This window comes from Ruegeria atlantica (assembly GCF_001458195.1).
Taxonomy (GTDB): Bacteria; Pseudomonadota; Alphaproteobacteria; order Rhodobacterales; family Rhodobacteraceae; genus Ruegeria; species Ruegeria atlantica.
The window spans coordinates 1-19,507 of sequence record NZ_CYPU01000036.1 but is presented as its reverse complement, the minus strand read 5'-3'; the positions used below and the strand labels follow the sequence as shown (position 1 = coordinate 19,507).

Annotated in this window: 19 protein-coding genes and 1 pseudogene; 12 read left to right on the top strand and 8 right to left on the bottom strand. The window is 58.1% G+C overall.

The window, feature by feature from the left end; all coding sequences use genetic code 11:
* Positions 1-22 precede the first annotated feature (22 nt).
* The 5 genes and pseudogenes from RUA4292_RS09695 (at position 23) to RUA4292_RS09675 (ending at position 5,298) form a co-directional block, all read left to right on the top strand.
* The gene (locus RUA4292_RS09695; protein ID WP_058277416.1) at positions 23-1,525 is read left to right on the top strand and encodes a UxaA family hydrolase; all 1,503 of its coding nucleotides are present in this window, start codon (positions 23-25) and stop codon (positions 1,523-1,525) included.
* Complete coding sequence (locus RUA4292_RS09690; protein ID WP_058277415.1) at positions 1,522-2,526, top strand: Gfo/Idh/MocA family protein; 1,005 nt, start codon at positions 1,522-1,524, stop codon at positions 2,524-2,526. Before RUA4292_RS09695 ends, RUA4292_RS09690 begins: the two co-directional genes overlap by 4 nt.
* A gap of 100 nt (positions 2,527-2,626) precedes the next feature.
* Positions 2,627-3,553, top strand: a pseudogene (locus RUA4292_RS09685) (NAD(P)-dependent oxidoreductase); the annotation flags it as partial.
* A 3-nt stretch (positions 3,554-3,556) separates the two neighbouring features.
* Positions 3,557-4,438: a DMT family transporter gene (locus tag RUA4292_RS09680; RefSeq protein ID WP_058277413.1), complete on the top strand. Its 882-nt coding sequence runs from the start codon at positions 3,557-3,559 to the stop codon at positions 4,436-4,438.
* Positions 4,435-5,298 (top strand): sugar kinase, encoded by an 864-nt coding sequence (locus RUA4292_RS09675; RefSeq protein ID WP_058277412.1) that lies wholly within the window; start codon positions 4,435-4,437, stop codon positions 5,296-5,298. Before RUA4292_RS09680 ends, RUA4292_RS09675 begins: the two co-directional genes overlap by 4 nt.
* Here the strand turns inward: RUA4292_RS09675 and RUA4292_RS09670 are convergent.
* Positions 5,285-6,481, bottom strand: coding sequence for a mannitol dehydrogenase family protein (locus tag RUA4292_RS09670; protein ID WP_058277411.1), 1,197 nt, complete (start codon positions 6,479-6,481; stop codon positions 5,285-5,287). The two genes, RUA4292_RS09675 and RUA4292_RS09670, sit on opposite strands and share 14 nt — an antisense overlap.
* Positions 6,482-7,825 (bottom strand): glucuronate isomerase, encoded by a 1,344-nt coding sequence (uxaC, locus tag RUA4292_RS09665; protein ID WP_145974934.1) that lies wholly within the window; start codon positions 7,823-7,825, stop codon positions 6,482-6,484.
* 123 nt (positions 7,826-7,948) lie between these two features.
* Between uxaC and RUA4292_RS09660 the strand changes: the two genes are divergently transcribed.
* From RUA4292_RS09660 to RUA4292_RS09630, 7 genes are all read left to right on the top strand, one after another.
* Complete coding sequence (locus RUA4292_RS09660; protein ID WP_058277409.1) at positions 7,949-8,965, top strand: Gfo/Idh/MocA family protein; 1,017 nt, start codon at positions 7,949-7,951, stop codon at positions 8,963-8,965.
* Complete coding sequence (locus RUA4292_RS09655) at positions 8,962-9,963, top strand: Gfo/Idh/MocA family protein (RefSeq protein WP_058277408.1); 1,002 nt, start codon at positions 8,962-8,964, stop codon at positions 9,961-9,963. Before RUA4292_RS09660 ends, RUA4292_RS09655 begins: the two co-directional genes overlap by 4 nt.
* Positions 9,960-11,012, top strand: a complete 1,053-nt coding sequence (locus RUA4292_RS09650; RefSeq protein ID WP_058277407.1) for a Gfo/Idh/MocA family protein — start codon at positions 9,960-9,962, stop codon at positions 11,010-11,012. The genes RUA4292_RS09655 and RUA4292_RS09650 overlap by 4 nt, the downstream gene beginning before the upstream one ends.
* Positions 11,009-12,190, top strand: a complete 1,182-nt coding sequence (uxuA, locus tag RUA4292_RS09645) for a mannonate dehydratase (RefSeq protein ID WP_058277440.1) — start codon at positions 11,009-11,011, stop codon at positions 12,188-12,190. The genes RUA4292_RS09650 and uxuA overlap by 4 nt, the downstream gene beginning before the upstream one ends.
* Positions 12,191-12,413: 223 nt before the next feature.
* Positions 12,414-13,304 (top strand): NAD(P)-dependent oxidoreductase, encoded by an 891-nt coding sequence (locus RUA4292_RS09640; protein ID WP_058277406.1) that lies wholly within the window; start codon positions 12,414-12,416, stop codon positions 13,302-13,304.
* 11 nt (positions 13,305-13,315) lie between these two features.
* A complete protein-coding gene (locus RUA4292_RS09635) occupies positions 13,316-14,179 on the top strand; it encodes a sugar phosphate isomerase/epimerase family protein (protein WP_058277405.1) in 864 nt (287 codons plus the stop codon).
* 112 nt (positions 14,180-14,291) lie between these two features.
* Positions 14,292-14,711, top strand: coding sequence for a secondary thiamine-phosphate synthase enzyme YjbQ (locus RUA4292_RS09630; RefSeq protein WP_058277404.1), 420 nt, complete (start codon positions 14,292-14,294; stop codon positions 14,709-14,711).
* A 30-nt stretch (positions 14,712-14,741) separates the two neighbouring features.
* Here the strand turns inward: RUA4292_RS09630 and RUA4292_RS09625 are convergent, their stop codons facing one another.
* From RUA4292_RS09625 to RUA4292_RS09600, 6 genes are all read right to left on the bottom strand, one after another.
* The gene (locus RUA4292_RS09625) at positions 14,742-15,512 is read right to left on the bottom strand and encodes an SDR family oxidoreductase (RefSeq protein ID WP_058277403.1); all 771 of its coding nucleotides are present in this window, start codon (positions 15,510-15,512) and stop codon (positions 14,742-14,744) included.
* Entirely contained in the window at positions 15,509-16,549 is a 1,041-nt protein-coding gene (locus RUA4292_RS09620; protein WP_082637064.1) for a zinc-dependent alcohol dehydrogenase, read from the bottom strand. Before RUA4292_RS09620 ends, RUA4292_RS09625 begins: the two co-directional genes overlap by 4 nt.
* Positions 16,549-17,646 (bottom strand): mandelate racemase/muconate lactonizing enzyme family protein, encoded by a 1,098-nt coding sequence (locus tag RUA4292_RS09615; protein WP_058277402.1) that lies wholly within the window; start codon positions 17,644-17,646, stop codon positions 16,549-16,551. Before RUA4292_RS09615 ends, RUA4292_RS09620 begins: the two co-directional genes overlap by 1 nt.
* Positions 17,646-18,641, bottom strand: coding sequence for an ABC transporter permease (locus tag RUA4292_RS09610; protein ID WP_058277401.1), 996 nt, complete (start codon positions 18,639-18,641; stop codon positions 17,646-17,648). Before RUA4292_RS09610 ends, RUA4292_RS09615 begins: the two co-directional genes overlap by 1 nt.
* 3 nt (positions 18,642-18,644) lie before the next feature.
* Complete coding sequence (locus RUA4292_RS09605) at positions 18,645-19,112, bottom strand: ABC transporter permease (protein ID WP_058277400.1); 468 nt, start codon at positions 19,110-19,112, stop codon at positions 18,645-18,647.
* A gap of 82 nt (positions 19,113-19,194) precedes the next feature.
* Positions 19,195-19,507: DDE-type integrase/transposase/recombinase (locus RUA4292_RS09600; protein ID WP_145974929.1), on the bottom strand; the 313-nt coding region annotated here is incomplete at its 5' end.

Sequence of the window (19,507 nt, the reverse complement as noted above, 5' to 3'; positions counted from 1 at the left end):
GCTGCCGCCAGGAAAGCTGATTATGACTTTTGTACGTTTAGATCGAACGGATAGCGTGGTTGTTGCAACTCGGTCCCTGGAGGCCGGCAGTATGGTGGAGGATGTCATGACCAATACGCGCATCCCCTCGGGACACAAGGTCGCCACGCGGAATCTTGCACCCGGCGATCCTGTCAGAAAATACGCCCAGATTATCGGTTACGCCACCCAACCGATCGAACCTGGCGACCATGTGCACACCCACAATATCGAGTTCCGCAACACTAGTGTGGACTACGAGTTTGCGACGGATCACAGGCCCATGAAACCCGCCACCTCGGTCGATACGTTCATGGGCTACCACCGGGACAGTGGTCGGGTCGGCACGCGCAATTACATCGCGGTTCTGACCACAGTTAATTGTTCGGCGACTGCGGCCCGTATGATCGCCAACCACTTCACGCCGGACAAGTTGGCCGAGTTTCCGAACGTCGACGGCGTGGTGGCCTTTGTCCACGGAACGGGCTGCGGAATGGCCGATTCCGGCGACGGTTTCGAAGCACTTCAACGGGTCATGTGGGGGTTTGCGAAACATCCCAACCACGCTGCCGTTCTAATGGTCGGTCTGGGCTGCGAGATGAACCAGATCGACTGGCTGCTGGACGCATATGGTCTGAAGCAAAGTCCCACCTTCCAGACGATGAACATCCAGAACGTCGCCGGATTGCGCCGGACCGTGGAAGCGGGCATCGGCAAGATTAACAAGATGCTGCCCATTGCGAATGAGGTGAGGCGCAGCGAAGCCCCGGCGTCTGAATTGATAGTTGCGCTGCAATGCGGTGGATCGGACGCTTGGTCAGGCGTGACCGCAAACCCTGCGCTCGGACACGCCTGCGACCTGTTGGTTGCCCAAGGCGGCACCGGTGTCCTTGCGGAAACGCCCGAAATCTACGGAGCCGAACATCTTTTGACGCGCCGCGCCCTTGGTCGCGTAACTGGGCAAAAACTTATCGGACTGATCGATTGGTGGCAGGACTATACCGCTCGCAATCACGGCTCGATGGACAACAACCCAAGCCCCGGCAACAAGCACGGGGGGCTGACGACCATCCTTGAGAAATCGCTGGGGGCAGCGGCGAAGGGTGGAACCACCCCTTTGACCGGTGTATTCAAATACGCTGAACCCATCACCGCCAAAGGCTTCACCTTCATGGACAGCCCCGGATATGACCCGGCCTCGGTGACCGGGCAGATCGCGGCCGGGTGCAACCTAGTGTGCTTCACCACGGGGCGCGGCTCTGCCTTTGGGTCCAAACCAGCGCCCACGCTGAAAATCGCTACCAACTCTGAGTTGGCAGCGCGCATGCCTGAAGACATGGACGTGGATACGGGTGATATTCTGACCAAAGGTGCCAGCGTCGAAGAAAAAGGACAGGAAATATACCGGCGGCTGCTCCAAGTCGCCTCGGGCGCGCGAACCAAGTCCGAGGCGCAGGGCCTGGGTGACTACGAATTCGTTCCTTGGCAAATCGGAGCGGTGATGTGAAACGGATCCTTGTAGCTGGCGGCGGGTTGATCGGCATCCGCCACGTCCGCGCCGTGATTGAGCATCCCGACTGCATGTTGGTCGGGTTGGCCGATCCAGATGGTTCGATCCAGATCGACGCGCCGCGTTTTGCCAGTATGGACGAGGTGCAGAGCCCCGTAGATGGCGTCATCATCGCGACGCCCACCCGCCTGCATGCCGAACATGGCATTCTAGCCGCATCCCGCGGTTGGCACATGCTGATCGAAAAGCCGGTTGCCGCATCGGTCGATGATGCCCTGCGCCTGAGAACGGCCGTTCGCCAGGCCGATGTCCGCAGCCTTGTGGGCCACCATCGGCGGTATCATACAACCTTGCAGCACCTGAAAGAGGTGATCGCGCAAGGTACGATCGGACAAGTCATCAACGTCTCGTTGCTGTGGGCCATGCGTAAACCCGAGAGCTATTTTGAACAGAACTGGCGGACTTCTGATGGCAGCCCAGTCATGATCAATCTGGTGCATGATATCGATGTCCTGCGGTTTGTGATCGGAGAAATCTCGGATGTCGTCGCCCTGCCCGGCGCGTCGATCCGCGGATCGGATCGGATAGAAAGTGGGGCTATCGCGACCGCGTTCGAAAACGGCGCGACGGGCACTATCAGCTTTGCCGACACAGCACCCAGCCCTTGGGGGTTTGAGGCTGGAACCGGCGAGAACCCGAACATCGGCACGACCCACCAGGACATGATGTGGATCACGGGAACCAGTGGTGCTGTGAGTTTTCCCTCCATGACTCTGTGGCGTGGAAAGGATTGGGGGACTGCGGCCCAAAAGGACCAGCTTACACGACCGGAACAGCAACGCGCACCATTGGAGGTGCAACTGGATCATTTCCTTGACGTGATCGACGGCGCCCCTCCACTGATCGACGTCGAGGATGCAGCCCGGACGCTCGAGGTCACATCATGGATAGAAGAGGGGCTAAAGGCGCGAACAACTCGAGCGCGGGCGCCGGCCTGATGGACATGCGGCCCGGCAAAATACCGGACCACTCAAAAATCAATGATATTCCACCGGGCAAAATGAGCAATTAAACTGAAAAGCCGCCCGCACCAGACACAAGAATGGAAACCTTACACATTCACGGAAAGGGAGACCTATGAGCAAACCATCAATCGGGTTTATCGGCTTGGGACTAATGGGCGGCGCCATGGTGAGCCGACTGTTGGACCAAGGATACTCGGTCGCTGTACTGGGAAACCGCGACCGCACGCACCTGGACGCCGCGATTGACCGAGGCGCCCGCGAGATGCAAAACGCCCAAGAACTGGCTGAAGCCAGCGACATCGTGATGCTGTGCATGGGCACCTCCGAACAGGTCGAGGGTCGTATGCGGGGTACAGATGGAGTGATTGCGGGATTGAAACCCGGGGCGGTCGTCATCGACTTTGGCACCTCTCTCCCAGGCAGTACACGCGCCTTGGCCGAAGAGGTTGCCGCAGCCGGTGGAAGCTATCTTGATGCGCCGCTTGGCCGGACGCCGGCGCACGCGCACGAAGGCAAGCTCAACATAATGACTTCCGGCAACAAGGTTGCCTTCGACAAAGCCGAGCCGACACTGAAGGATTTGGGCGAAAACGTCTTTTTCCTTGGCCCCGTTGGGTCCGGGCACACGGTAAAGCTGATCAACAACTTCTTCGGAATGACCGTCGCAAACGCGATGGCCGAAGCCTTCGCCATGGCAGATATCACCGGTGTTGACCGCAAGCAGGTGTATGACGTTATGGCCGCTGGGCCGCTGCATTCCGGAATGATGGATTTCGTCAAAGCCTACGGCGTCGAGAATGACCCAAACCAGCTGGCCTTTGCCATCAAGAACGCGGCGAAAGACCTTGGGTATTATGACCGCATGGCGCGCGAAGCAGGCGTTACCAGCGTGATGTCGCAGGGGGCGCTTTTGGCGCTGAATGACGCGCGCGACCACGGTCAGGCGGATGACATGGTCAGCCAGATGGTTGACTACTACGTCAAGCGTTTCAACACCTGATCGATGGCTGTCACCGCCAACCCCAATGCGGACCTGCCGCGCCTTGGCATCGTGCTGATGCTGACGGCGTGGCTATTCTTTTCGTTGGTTGACCTCGGGGCCAAGTGGTTGGCGTTGGCCGGCGTGCCGGCATTTCAGTTGGCGTTCATGCGCTACGCGGGGCACTTTGTGATCTCTGTGGGTGTGATCGCCAAAGGCGGGATTGAGGCCAGCCGATTCAAGACCGACCATCCATGGCAGGTCATTAGCCGGGCCTTACTGCTGATCTCGGCGACCGTTTTCAACTTTTATGCCTTGCGGTTTTTGCCTCTGACCGTCGTGTCGGCAATCATGTTCTCAAGCCCGGTCATCGTGTGCTTCCTGTCCGTTTTCGTGCTGAAGGAGAGAGTAGGACCATGGCGTTGGGCGGCTATCATCCTGGGCTTTCTGGGGGTGTTGGTTGTCGTGCGGCCGTTTGGTTTGGCCTTTCATCCGACCATGCTGCTGATCGTCTATAACGCCACTGCGCTGGCCTTGTATTCGATCATGACGCGCAGGCTGTCCGGGGTTGTTGCGGTGGATACCATGCAATTCTACCTCGGGCTTACCGGGACGGTGGTCCTGCTGCCCTTCGCCATCTGGTTTTGGGTCCAGCCGGAAAACACCTGGAGTCTGATAGTCCTGATTAGCCTTGGCGTCTTTGGCTGGTGCGGGCATCAACTGCTGACTAACGCGCATCGGTTCGGAACGGCGAACCAGTTGATGCCATTCACCTATTCGTTCCTGATCTACGTTGCGATCTGGGGCTATCTGTTCTTTGACACTGTACCGGACGCATTCACGTTGGCAGGGGCTGCGCTGATCATGGTTGCCGGGCTCATCATCTGGAAAAGAGAAAAGAAATGACGCGAATTGCCTGCATCGGCGAAGCAATGATCGAATTGTCCATGCTGGAGACCGGCGCGAAGTTGGGCGTCGCCGGGGATACGCTGAACACAGCCATCTACATGCACCGCGCGGCTCCTGATCTGCAGGTGGAGTATGTGACATGTCTGGGCGACGACCCGTTCTCAGGGCGCATCGCGGACTTTGTCGCCAGCCATGGCATCGGGACATCCGGCATCCGCATCATTCCCAACGCTTCTCCGGGACTATACGCGATCACGACCTCTGCGGACGGTGAACGCAGCTTTACCTATTGGCGCAGCGAGGCGGCCGCCCGCCAGCTTTTTGCCGATCATGACTTCAGCTCGCTGAAAGGTTACGACGTGCTGTACTTGTCAGGGATTTCCGTGGCCATTCTTCCGCATTCAGTAAGGCTTGCGCTTCTGGACTGGCTCGAAGGCTCTTCTGTCCGGTTGGTCTATGACAGCAATTTTCGTCCGCGTCTTTGGGACAGCGCCGAACACGCCCGGCAGATCAACCAACGGCTTTGGCAGCGTGCAGATATTGCCCTACCATCCATCGACGACGAGATGGCACTGTTCGGGGAAAGCGCGGATCAAGTGGCGGCACGCTTTACCGATCATCACGGTGTCGGTGCATTGAAACGCGGAGAGGATGGCCCTCTGCCCATTGGTCAGAACATTGACCAAACCTATGAGCCTGCCAAAAACGTGCTGGATACCACAGCGGCGGGCGACAGTTTCAACGGTGGGTACCTCGCAGCCTTGCTGACAGGAAAATCGCAGGCCAAGGCCCTGATGGCCGGACACAATCTGGCGTCCACCGTTGTTCAGTTCCGCGGCGCGATCATTCCCGGATAAGTGACGCGAGATCCTCAGCGCCAACAAGGTCCAAAAGTGGCACTACCGGATCTGGCTGTTTGACAGCCGAGGCGATTTCCAACGCGCAAGGATCGTTCAGCGTCCTGCCCTTGGCGGTCTCGGACATGCAAAAGGAGATCCAGGCCCGCATCCCTGCAATCACCGCCTGAGAGCCGGTCTCACGGAGTGTGGGAACAAACCGATACGGCAGCTTTTGGCTGCCATCCATCGCGATTTGGTCCAGACGGTGCGCCAGCTCGAGGTTTTCAAAGCGGCGCAACAAAGCCTCGGCATAGTCCGGAACCTGTATTTGCAGTGCTGCGGGCAGCGTTGCGCCCGCATCCTTCATCAACTCGGAAACCAGCGGGCGCAAAACCGGGTCTTGAACCGCTTCGTGAACGTAGGTCAGGCCTCGCTCCAAGCCGCCATAAGCCAACAGGGAATGGGCACCGTTCAACATGCGCAGCTTTCGCATCTCGTGCGGGGCTACGTCATCGACCAGTTGCACGCCCGGCCAATCCGGATGTGGCCCGACGAAATTGTCCTCGACCACCCACTCCGAGAACGCCTCGGTTGGAACAGCCATAGGATCGCCGCTGATTGCGCGAACGGCGTCCGTGGTAGCCGGGGTGATCCGGTCGACCATCGTGTTAGGAAAGCGAACTGCGTCCCAATTCACGTCCAGACCGGCTGCATTTGCAAAATCGGCAACTGCCGTTTCAAGCGTTTTGCCGTTTTCCATGCGATTGTCGCAGCTTAGCACCGTCACTGGCTTGCGCCGTTCCGCGAGGCCAAAAGCGAGAAACCCGATCAGCGTTGCGGGCCCCTGCCCCGCCAGATCGGCAGCAATCGCCGGGTCCTGAAGGTTCAGATTGCCCGCTGCGTCCAAGTGATAACCTTTTTCGGTGACGGTCGCCGAGATGATCTCGGCATCCGCCATCACATTGAGAATCTCGGCGCGATCCTCGGGCGCGACCAGAACGTCCCGCAGAGCTTTTATGCGCCGGACGCCCTGCCCCTGTACGCACAAATCGTACTCGAAACCCTGGCCGGCCAATCCATCCCGAACCGAGGATGAACGCAGGCTAACGCCGACAACGTCCCATCCGCCCGCTTGATCGGTGTAGTCCAGCAAATGCGCCCGGGCGAAGTTTCCAAGACCGAAGTGAAGAATGGTACCCATCTAGCTTTGCAACCCGTAAACCTGTTTCGCCAGATCGACCGCCAGCAATCGCGCCAGATGCTCGGCACTGTCCCGGCCGAAATAGCCGCGCGCAACCTGCTCGGCCAAATGAATAGAAACACCTCGTCGCCACAGGTCGTGACGAGCTGGAATGGACAGAAAAGCCCGCGTGTCGTCATTGAATCCGGCCAGATTGTAGTATCCGGCCGTTTCAACGACCTGATCGAAGTACCGCGCAATCCCGGCTGGGCTGTCGTGGAACCACCAAGGCGGCCCGATCCGAAGGCACGGCCAATGCCCCGCCATTGGCGCCAGTTCACGGGCATAGGTGCTTTCGTCCAATGTGAAGAGAATGATCCGCAGTTCCGGCGAGTTTCCGACCCGGTTCAACAGCGCCTCAAGGCCCGTGACCCAATCCATCGCGATTGGAATGTCAGCCCCCTTGTCCCGTCCGAAGTCCCGCATTACCGCGTCGTTCGTGTTGCGCTTGCTGCCCGCATGTATCTGCATGATTAGACCATCATCGACAGACATCTGCGCCATTTCGATCAGCATATGCCCGTAGAAACGGCGAGCATCCTGTTCGGCCCCTTCCCGCCGTCTCAGCCGTTGGTACAGCGCATCCGGGTCTTCCAGCCACTCGGTCTGCACACGTTCGATACCGTGGTCGGTAGCCGTACAGCCCAGCCGGATGAAATAAGCCCGCCGCATTCGCAGCGCATTGAGGTAGCCATCATAGCTACCCAGATCGCAGCCTGTCAGCTCGGCCAACTTGTTCAGGTTCTGTACGAACTCCGGGTCTGCCCCATCCAAAACCCCGTCTGGGCGGAACGTTGGAATAACTCGCCCGCCCCAACCGCTTGCACGGATATCCCGATGCTCCGCGAGGCCGTCGAGAGCGGAATCCGTGGTGGCCAGAACCTCGATCCCAAACTTGTCGAACAAAGCCCTCGGGCGAAATTCGGGTCGCGCCAGCTTTTCGGCGATCTTATCATAGATCAGGTCTGCTGTGCGTGAAGACAACTCCTCAGACACGCCCAGCGTTTCATGCAGCACGTAGTTCACCCAGATCCGGGATGGCGTTCCCAGAAACAGATGCCAGTGCTCGGCAAAGGTGCGAAACACGTCGCGAGGATCATTCTTTCGCCCCTCTTCCCCAACGCCAAGTTCGGACAAGGGAACACCCTGCGAATAGAGCATTCGGAACACGTAATGGTCGGGAACCACCAGCAGCTCTGCCGGATTGGGAAACGGCGCATCGGTTGCGAACCACCCCGGATCGCAGTGACCATGCGGAGACACGATCGGGAGGTCCTTGATGCCCAGGTACAGGCCTTCTGCCATCCCATTCAAATTACCAGTCAATTCTGCCTCCGATACTGCTGCCCGCAATTGTTAACACAGTTTTTAATGGTTGCATCTTTCCCGTTCGAACCCGCAGACTGACCGGGTGATCCGGGGGAATGAATGAATATTGCGCTGATTGGTTTGGGGATGGTTTCGGGAACGCATGTTGCTGCCATTCAGGCATCGGAGCGAGGTCTCAATCTTGCTGGCGTCCTAGGGCGCAATCCTGAAAAAGCAGCTGAGTTCGCGCAGCGAAACGACACCCGCGCGTTCAGCTCGGTTGAGGAAATCGCAAACGACTCAAACGTCGACTTTGCGATCATCGCTACCCCGCCTGATCAGCGCACAGAGTTGGTGCGGGTTCTTTCGACCGCTTCGAAACCGATCCTAATGGAAAAGCCTATCGAAAGAACGCTGGGCGCCGCGACAGCCATAGTCGAGCAGTGCGAGGTGTCTGGCGTGCTGCTGGGCATCGTTTTTCAGCACCGCGCTCGCACCGCCTCGCAGGCGCTGAAATCAGCCATTGTACAGGGTGAGTTGGGCGCGATCGCCACGGTGGAAATCCATGTCCCCTGGTGGCGCAATCAGAGCTACTATGACGAGCCAGGTCGCGGCACTTATGCACGCGACGGAGGCGGTGTCATGATTTCGCAGGCAATCCACACGCTTGACCTCGCGATGTGGCTGCTGGGGCCGATCTCGGACATTCAAACCATGATGAGAAAAACTCCGTTGCACGATCTCGAGGCCGAGGATTGGGCAGGTGCAATCTTTGAAATGGATAACGGCGCGGTGGGAACGTTGATGGCAACCACCGCCGTATATCCCGGGGCCGCTGAATCTATCACGATCCAGGGCACGCACGCCAAAGCGCATCTGGAATCAGGTGTTCTGACCTTGACCACTTTCGACGGTCAGAAATCCACGGTTGGCGAAACGTCCGCCACAGGCGGCGGGGCCGATCCCATGGCGTTCACCCATGAATGGCACCAGGCGGTCATAGAGGATTTTGCCAACGCACTCGCCGGTGGAACGCGACCCATGGCCACCGGACGCAGTGCCCTTTTGACCCACGCCGTCATAGACGCGATGCAGATCGCCAATCGAACCGGCCAGAAAACACGAGTCATCTCATGAGCCTAACCTGCGTCGCCCTTGGCCTGGACCACCGCCATATCTATGGCATGACGGAAAACATGCGCAAAATCGGCGTGGACTGCGTTGGCTATTGGACACAAGGCGAACCCGAAACGCTGGCGGGCTACGTCAAAAGGTTTCCCGATATTCCACGATTGGCCCGACTGGAAGACGCTTTAGCCTGCGGGGCGGATTTGGCGCTGATTTCCGCAATTCCGGCAGATAGGGCCGCGTTGACGATCCGTGCCATGCAGAACGGTATGGATGTCATGAGCGACAAGCCGGGCTGCACGTCGTTCGAGCAACTCGACCAGATCAAACGGGCGGTTGCGGACACCAGTCGAATCTGGTCGGTGGATTTTTCCGAAAGGTTTGAAACGCCGGTCAGCACCCGGGCGACCGAGTTGATCGAGGCCGGTGCCATCGGGCGCGTGATCCAGACGGTCGGACTTGGCCCGCACCGATTGAACCGGGCAACCCGGCCGGAATGGTTTTTTCAGCGTGACCGCTATGGCGGCATTCTGACCGATATAGCCTCGCATCAGATCGATCAGTTCTTGCACTACACAGGTTCGAAAACCGCAGAAATCACAAACGCCTATGTAGCGAACTACGCAAACCCCAATGATCCCGGATTGCAGGATTTCGGAGAGCTCAATCTTCGAAGCGAGAATGGCACCGGGTACATCCGGGTTGACTGGTTCACTCCGGATGCCTTGCCAAACTGGGGGGATGGTCGCCTGACGATCCTAGGCACCGAAGGCTATATCGAGTTGCGGAAATACGTCGATGTGGGTGGTGCCTCGGGAACAGACCATCTGATCCTCGTCAATGGTGAAACCTGCCAAAAGATCGACGCAACCAACGCCGACCTTCCCTACTTTTCGCGCCTCGCCGATGACGTCCGTAACCGGACCGAAACCGCAATGGCGCAGACCCACTGCTTTACGGTCATGGAACTGGCGCTGCGTGCACAGGAAATGGCGGAACGAAAATGATCAACGTTGCGATCCTTGGCGCAGGTATCGGTGCGCAACATCTGAGCGCACTGGAACGGCTTGACCGCACCTTCCGCGTAGCCGCCGTCGTCGACCAGAATACGGACCGGATCGAGCAGATTCGACAAAACTCGGATTTTCAAGCACTGACCAACATTCAAGACGCTCTGGATGATCCGGCGATTGATGTCATCGACATCTGCCTGCCACCCCATCTGCATGTACCGACCACCCTTGCGGCACTGGCCGCAGGAAAACACGTTGTATGCGAAAAGCCCCTTGCGACCTCTATGCAGGATGTAGATCGGATCACGGAAACCGCCCGCAGCACGGGCAAGCATGTGTTTCCGGTCTTTCAATACCGGTGGGGCCCGTCACTGGCCCAATTGCGCCAGTTGCAACGTTCAGGCCTCACCGGAGCGGTCCAAACTGCCGCGCTTGAAACTCATTGGTCCCGGGGGGCAGACTATTACGCGGTGCCGTGGCGGGGAACATGGGCCGGTGAACGCGGCGGCGCAGTGCTGGGCCATGCCATCCACAACCATGATCTGCTGACTCATATTGCGGGTGATATCGCCTGGGTGTCCGCAATGGCCACAACGCGAGTTAACCCGATCGAGACGGAAGACTGCGCTGCGATCTGCTTTGGCATGACTTCTGGAGCTTTGTGCACAAGCAACATCACACTAGGCGCCGCTAAGGACGAAACCCGCCTGCGGTTCGTCTTTGAAAAAGTGACCGCCACCTCTGGCACGGAACCCTATGCCCCGGGTCAAATGCCTTGGACATTCGTCGCGCGGGACCCGTTGAATCAAGCCACTATCGACGACGCTCTTGCCGCCTCCGCTATGGAGCCAACAGGTTTCGAAGGGTTCTTTACCCAAGTCGGCAAGGCGCTACGGTCCGAGGCAAATTCAGTCGTTACACTGCAGGACGGTGCTGCGTCCATCGGCCTTGTGACGGCGATTTATCACGCGGCGCGCACCGGGCAGCGTGTTGCCCTTCCCATCGAGCCCGATCACCCTCTGTATGAAGGATGGCTGCCATGAAACAATGCTGGCGTTGGTTCGGACCCGAAGATCCGATCGCCCTGGTCGATCTCCATCAAGTCGGGGTTCAGGGCATTGTCACCGCGCTGCATCACATCCCACCGGGACAGCCCTGGGACGAACAGAGCATCGCCGACCGGCAGGCCGTTCTGACCGCTGACGGGTACAGTTGGGACGTTGTCGAAAGCCTGCCCGTCTCCGAGGCGATCAAGACGCAATCCACAGACATGGCCGAACATCTCCAGGCTTACAAGTCCAGCCTCAGAGCCCTGTCCGCCCGTGGAGTCAAAGTCGTTTGCTACAACTTCATGCCAATCCTGGATTGGACACGCACCGCCCTTCGCGCCCCGCAGCCGCATGGCGGAACGGCCATGCTGTTCGACCTGACCGATTTTGCTGCATTCGACATATATATTCTCGAACGTCCAGGTGCGTCGGAAGACTATTCCAGCGACGTCCAGCAAACGGCCAAGGATCGTTTCTTGCGCATGTCGGATGAATCCAAAGCCCAGTTGCAGCACAATGTCACTGCGGGGCTGCCCGGCGCCAACGATCAGTGGAGCGTGCAGGACGTACGCTCTTTGTTGCGGACATATGCGCACATAGGCCGTGACCAGCTTCGCGCAAACCTCATAGACTTCCTTTCCGAGGTCGCCCCAGAGGCCCAAGAACTAGATCTACGCTTGTGCTGTCATCCGGATGATCCGCCGTTCTCGTTGCTCGGTCTGCCGCGGGTCATGTCCAGCACCGATGACTACGGCGCCGTTCTGAATGCGGTTGATTTGCAGGCGAACGGCGCAACGTTGTGTACCGGCTCGCTGGGAGTGTCCCCCGAATTCGATGGGCCGGACTTCGTGCGTAGACATGGCGGCCGGATTCACTTTGTTCACTTGCGGAACACCAGACGCATCGCGGGGTCATACAGCCAGAAGCCAGACTTCTTTGAGGCCCCGCATCTGGAGGGCGACACCGACATGGTCGGCACCATTCGCGAGTTGATGAACGAACAGCGCCGCCGCAAATCCCAAGGGCGTGGCGACTGGCAAATTCCGATGCGGCCTGACCACGGACAAGAACTGCTGAGCGATCTGGGCGGACACAGTACTCCCGGTTATCCGCTGATCGGACGAATGCGCGGGCTGGCGGAACTGCGCGGCATCATGGCGGCGTTTTCCTAACGCGTCGGATCAGACAGTTTCTTTCCACCCGCAACACTTCTTTGCTTGCCTGCGCGCCGCATTCTTCGTTTACTTACATTACGTATACGGGCAGCGGGGTGTCTTCCGGACTCGCCCGACGTCTGTTCAAGACGCGTGAAACTCCCGCGAAAACCGATGCGATTGGGCATCATTTTTCGAAACGTCTGCCATACGGAAATGGCGGAAAACGGGAGGATTATTTATGAAAACTGCAGGCGTAATCGGTCTTGGCGACATGGGCAGCGGCCTTGCCAAGAACCTGATCAAGAATGGCTTTGAAACATCAGGTTTCGACCTGAGCGAGACGCGCATGAAGGCATTTACCGACATGGGCGGCTTGGCCAAGGACAGCGTGGGACAGGTCGGCCGTCACGCCGCCGCTGTGTTTGTCATGGTGATGAACGGAGATCAGGCCCGCGATGTCATTCTGGGTGAAAATGGCTTGGTTGCGAACATGGCCAAAGGCGGAACTGTCATCCTGTCGGCGACCATTACCCCGGCCGAAGCAAGCGCTATCGGGCAAGACATGGAGGGCGCAGGCATCCACCTGATCGACACTCCGGTCTCGGGTGGATTTCCCGGCGCGCAGACCGGCACATTGACGATGATGGCTGCCGGCGCTGCGGATGTGCTGGACCAAAATGCCGAAGTCATGCAGGCAGTGTCGGCAACCATTCATCGGGTTGGAGAAAACGCCGGCGACGGGCAAACCGTGAAAGCCTGCCTGCAATCCCTTATCGGATCGATCTTTTCCGCCACATTCGAGGCTGCGGCCCTGGCGGCCAAAGCCGGTGTCAGCGGTCAGGCATTGCTTGATGTGTTCTCCTCATCCAGCGCGGGGTGCGGCGTCGTGAATACCGCCCTTGAAAACATCATTGATCGCAAGTTCGAAGCCACCGGTAGTCATATCGCAACCATGCATAAGGACCTGACGATCTCTCTAGCACTGGCCGGTGCATTGGGCGTTCCCATGCACACAGCGTCATCCGCAATGCAGATCTTTCACGCCGGAAAAACCAAGTACCCGAATGGCGACAACTGGGTGTGTACTCGCGTCATCGAAGAGATCGTTGGCGCAGAATTGCATCGCTGAGGGGACCGGACATGAAATTAGGTGTAATTTGCGACGGCATTTCCCGCGATCTGCGGCATGCCGTGGACGTAATGGACGAATTCGGTCTGGACTATGCAGAGCTTCAATTCGTTGGCGATTCAGAGGTCGGAGACCATTCCCCGCAGGAAATTGCCGAGATCGACGCGCTTTTGCGCGACCGGGGCAAGCCTGTGTCGTGTCTGTCGCGCCATATCTTTGCGGGGATGACAGCTGCCAACAAGCCCGGCGACGACCTGCACACTCGGCATATGGACGCCTTGAAACGCGTGATCGACATGGCGCATGTTGTTGCGTCTCCACTGGTTCGGATCATGACGCAACGAAAAGAGCAGATACTCTGGGGAAAAAACGGCGCCGAGAAGTGGAACGTGGCGCATGGGGTATGGGACTCGATGCCGCCGCTGATCGCGCCGGCGGTTGAACTGGCAAGAGCTGAGGGCGTGACGCTTGTCGTGGAAACCGGAAACGGCACGCTGGTCAATTCCAACTATACAGCCCGCAAGCTGATTGACGAGTTAGACGCAAAAGACTCTTTGAAAGTGCTGTGGGACCCCGGAAACAACTGCTGGTGCCATGAACTGGCATACCCAGACGGTTATGAAGAACTGCGCGGCGGCTACCTGGGTCACATTCACATCAAGGACGTAAAGGTCGACACGCCGCGGGCAACGCTGGAAGTGCGCCGCATGGGGGAAGGTCAGCTTGCGCCTTTGTTCCAACCCATCGCGGACGCGCTCAGATCCGATGGCTATGATGGCGTCATTTCTTTCGAAAGCGTTTATCAACCCGGCAACGGGAACTTCGAAGATGGTTTTCGTCTGTGTGTGGACCAGTTTAAAAGCCTGTTTGCATGAAAATGCAGTCAATATGCGTTCAAAATCAAAAGTTTGACCCCCATTGCTGAATGCCAAGTGAGATGTAGAAAGCTGGGCGCGTTCGCGTGAAATCAAGGAAAGGGCCTGCTGGATGAAACAACAGTTTTTTGACCTGTCCATTGAAACGCCGGGCAAATCCCTCATCGACATCAGCGGGATCGTTCAGCGTGCGGTGTTCGAACACGAATTTGTCTCGGGCTTGCTGACCCTTTGGTGCGCCCACACCGGTGCCGCGCTGTTGGTGCAGGCCAATGCCGATCCCGAAGTGCTCAAGGATATCGAGACGTTCTTCGAGAAACTCGTACCCAAGTCACCAGGCAAGTATCACCACCGCCCGACCGAGGACGACAACGCTCCATCGCATCTGCGGGCGCTGTTGACGCAAACTCAGGTATCGATCCCGGTCGAACAGGGGCAGCTTCCGCTGGGTCGCGTACAAAGCCTGTACCTGTTCGAACATCGGGAAGCACCCAATGCACGCCGATTGAAGGTGCACTACATCGGGACGTGATGCCTTGGATGACATGGAGCGTTGTCAGTGCTAACGCCCCATCCAGCCCCCGTCGACTACAAGGATTTCACCGTTGACGAAGTCCGACGCAGCAGAGGCCAGAAAGACCACCGGTCCGGCAAAATCAACGGGCGTACCCCAACGGCCTTGGGGTGTTCGTTCCAGGATCGACTTCGACCGGACCGGATCATCCCGCAGGGCTTGGGTGTTGTCAGTCGCGATGTAGCCAGGCGCGATCGCATTCACGTTTACGCCCTGCCCGGCCCATTCGTTGGCCAAGGCTTTGGTCAGCTGTCCAATCCCGCCTTTCGAGGCCGCATAGCCAGGAACGGTGATGCCGCCCTGAAATGTCAGCAGCGATGCAGTGAAGATGATCTTCCCCGAGCCGCGCGCCAGCATGTCCTTGCCGATCTCGCGTGACAGAACGAACTGCGAGGACAGGTTCACCTCCATCACTTCGTCCCACCAGTCGTCCGGGTGTTCGGCGGCAGGTTTGCGTTTGATCGTGCCGGCATTGTTGACAAGTATATCAGGGATTTGTCCGTCGGCCCTCAACTGATCAATGAACCCATGCAGCGCGGCGCGATCCGAGAAGTCGCATTGGTAGGCCCGGAAATTGCGTCCCATCGCCGTCACGGCTTTTTCGACATCCGAGCCAGACAGCTCGAGCGAGGCGGACACTCCGATGATATTGGCTCCGGCCGATGCCAATGCTTCGGCCATACCGCGCCCGATACCGCGTTTGCACCCGGTCACAAGGGCCGTCTTTCCCGTCAGGTCGAAACTTTGCAAAACACTCATGAACGCGGTCCTACTTCGATCAGGCTTTTCATCGCGGTTGGGCTGCGATCCAGTGCTTCGAACGCGGCCTGGATGTCTGCCAGTGGGCTGACGTCCGTGATCACAACATCCGCGTCCACTCCGCCCGAGGCGACAACTGCAATGGCTTTCTCGTAATCCTCTGGCTCATAGACCCGAGCACCGATCAGTTGCAGCTCTCGCCAGAAGAACTGGAACAGGTCTATCTGAGGTTTTTGAGCATGAATCGCGACCATTACGATCCGGGCCCGAGTCGCGGCAACGGCGGTCATTGCATCGACACCGGGCTGCGTTCCTGACACCTCGAAAACCACATCTGCCCCTTTGTCGCCCGTGCGCGCATTGATTGTGGACACTAGGTCGGTTTCGGTTGGGTTGATCGTGTCAAAGCCAAGTTTTTCAGCTATCGCAAGACGGTTCGGATTCACTTCGGAAATTACGACATTTCCACCCGCGTCCCGCGCAACCATGGCAACCAGGATGCCAATCGGGCCGCCGCCGATAACGACAACGTCCTCTCTAGGTTGCAGGTCAGACAGCCGCACATCGTGGCAGGCAACGGCAACCGGCTCGATCAGCGCCGCGTGATCCATGCGCAAGTCATCCGGCAGAACGTGCAACGTGTGGGCCGGAACAGTCCAGATCTCTTGCATCGCGCCATCGGTGTCGAGGCCGAGAAACTTGAGATTCTGACAGATATGCTGATGCCCCCGCTTGCAAGCTGGGCATTCTCCGCAGTGATCAAGCGGTCGGACAACGACCTTCTGGCCGGGTTCGACCGTATCGACGCCCTCGCCCACCGCTTCGACGACACCTGACATCTCATGCCCAATCACCCGGTTCAGGCCGACGCGGGCATCCATGTTGCCGTGGTAGACGTGCATATCCGTCCCGCAAATCCCGCAATAGGCAACGCGAACGGCAACCTCGCCTGGGCCCGGAGCAGTCGCTTGGGCTTGCTCTACAGCAAAGCTCTTATCGCCCCTGTAGTATGCCGCAGAGATCGTCTGGGTCGTCATTATTGCATCTCCTTGTGTTCCGCATTCAATTTTTCCCAGTCGAACTCCACTCCGGTTCCCGGGGTATCCGGGGCTACGGCCAGACAGTCTTCCACAACCAGCGGACGGGTCGTGTACTGGTCTATCGGAAATGAGTGTACTTCCAGCCACCCTGCGTTGGGTTGCGCAGAAACAAGGCTGACGTGCAGTTCCTGCATCCCATGACTGCAAACCGGAATGCCGTGTTGTGCGCTTAGCGCGGCCACGCGCAGCCAGCCGGTGATTCCACCGCAGTTTGAGGCATCGGGCTGGATAAAACTCAGTTTCGCGTCATCAAAGGCGTATTCAAATTCGTGTATGGTGTGCAAGTTTTCACCCATGGCAAGGGGAACGCCCGTCGCTTCGACAATTCGGCCATAACCTTTGTAGTCGTCTGGAATTGTCGGTTCCTCGAACCACAGGATATCGCAGTCGGCGAACCCTCTGGCAGCGACGATGGCCTGTTCGACACTCATAGAGTAATTCGCATCGACCATGAAGAACCGGTCCGGCCCCAGCATCTCGCGAACCGCCCGGGCACGTGCAAGATCGTCGGCCAGGTCTGGTTGACCGACCTTGATCTTGACTGCGTTGAACCCACGCGCAAGGTACCCTTCGGTCTGACGCAGCAGTTTCTCCAACGAGAAATTCAGGTCGATCCCGCCGGCATAGGCCTTGCACCTTTTCGACGCTCCACCGGCCATCTGCCACAATGGCGCATTCTGCGTTCTGCCGCGAATATCCCACAGTGCAATATCCACGGCCGAGATGGCAAACGAGGCGATCCCGCCCCGTGCGACGTAGTGCACGTGCCACTGCATGGCATCGTACAGGCTTTCGATCTGTTCGGCGTCTTGTCCAACAAGGAACGGTGACAGGTCATGCTTGATCATCGCCAGAATGGCGTGACCACCCTTGCCCCCGGTATAGGTATACCCGACCCCCTCGACCCCATCCGAGGTTTGAATGGTGACCGTGATCAATTGAAAAAACGTGTGATCCCCATGTTTGGCGTCGACCAGGACCTCTGCGAGCGGAACGTTGAACAGCCGCGCTGATACACTTTCTATGCGATTCATTAACCCAAGACCTTCTGCTGCCTGGCAATAACCCGAGACTGTAAAAGGATGACCGCAAATAGAAAGCCTCCACGTATGACCATTTGCCAATAGGCACTGAAACTGATGGTGCCCTGACCGTTTTCAAAGTTTAGAACGTTGAAAACCAGCCCCAGCAACAACGCGCCGGCAACCGTCGCAGGGATCGATCCCATCCCACCCGTCAACAAAGTGCCGCCTACAACCACGGAAGCGATAGCTGACAATTCCCATCCGATGCCTTCAAGGGGTTGCCCAGCTCCAAAACCCGAGGCCAGAAAGACTCCGGCCAGCCCCGCACAGCCACCCGACAGCAGGTAGACAAAAGCCTTGGCGCGATTGACCTTCAGGCCCATGAGGTTCGAGGCATCCTCGCTGCCACCGATCGCCAAGACGGTCCGCCCGATGGTGGTTCTTTCCAGCACCAGCCAAAGTGCCAGAGTCAGTCCGGCCACGATGACGATTGCCCATGGAAACAGGCCAAACGCCTGCCCCATGCCAAGCTTGGTGAAGTTCGACCCCCAATCGACCGAAATTGTCTGGGCGCCCGAAATCACCAATGCGCCGCCTTTTGCGGCCAGCATGGTGGCCAGCGTGGCGATGAAGGGCGGGATCCGAAGGATGATTATGCAAAAGGCGTTGATCGCCCCGAAACCAACCCCGGCAAGAACGGCCCCCGGCAACGCAACCTGAATCCCATACGGGCTGAGATAGGCCGCAACAACCGAGGTAAAGGCCGCCACTGATCCGACCGACAGATCAATCCCGCCGGTCATGATCACAAAACACATGCCCAGCGCAATCGCGATGAACATCGCGTTGTAATTCAGGAAAGACGAGAAATTGTAGGCGCTGCCAAAGTTGTCATAGCGCATCAGCCCGAACAGAATCAAAGCCAGCAGTGCGATCCAAACCGTCACCGAGGCCGAATTACGCCGAAGGTATTTTCGCAAGTCAAAATCCGTTTCATCCAACATCGATTAAGCCCTCCGAAACTGCTGGACCCAAACGGCCAGGATAATGATGACGGCCTTGGCGATCAGTGCAACTTCGTCCTCTACCCCGTTGGCCAACAATGTATATTTGACCAACTGGATGATGACGACACCCAGTATGGCACCAAAGATCGGCGCTCGCCCGCCTTGCAAAAGAGCCCCGCCAACAACCGCGGCCGCGATGGCATCAAGCTCCATCAGATTGCCGTTGCGCGCGGCGTCCGAGGCCGAGTTGATTGCAACCACGATCAAACCGGCTAGGCCCGCAAGCACCGCGCAGATGACATAGGCCCCGATCTTGACCCGTCGGACGGGACCACCCGACAGATAGGCCGCGCGTTCATTGCCCCCTATGGCCAGCAAGTAACGGCCCCATGTGGTTCTGGTGATCACCCAAAACAGCACACAGGCAATGGCCAGCGCCAGCCAGCCCTGGAACGGCAATCCAAGCACTTTACCAGTTCCAAGATAACTGAATGAAGGGTGCTGTCAGACGAATTCGAACCAGTCTCAGTTTGCCGCGGAAACCGTGAACCTATCCGGAACAAAGTTGACGCCACTCGCTAAGAGCGGCGGTGCGTGTCAGCTTGAAGGTGTCCCGGCTGGTGAGCGATCTTTCCTGGTTGAAGTGGTTGTAGACCGAGGAATGGACGGAGGCGAATTTCTGCAAACTTCGCATGCGCCTGAAACGCTGCATCGCGCGCTCACGTCGTCGAAACGGCAGGGGCGAGTTCTCGACTCGGTTGTTGAGCCACCTGCCCGTTTGCTGTTTTTCGAATGCACCCAGTTCTCTGAGCGCGGCTCTGTATGAGGCGAAGCGATCCGTGACGACGGTTTCCGCTTTGCCG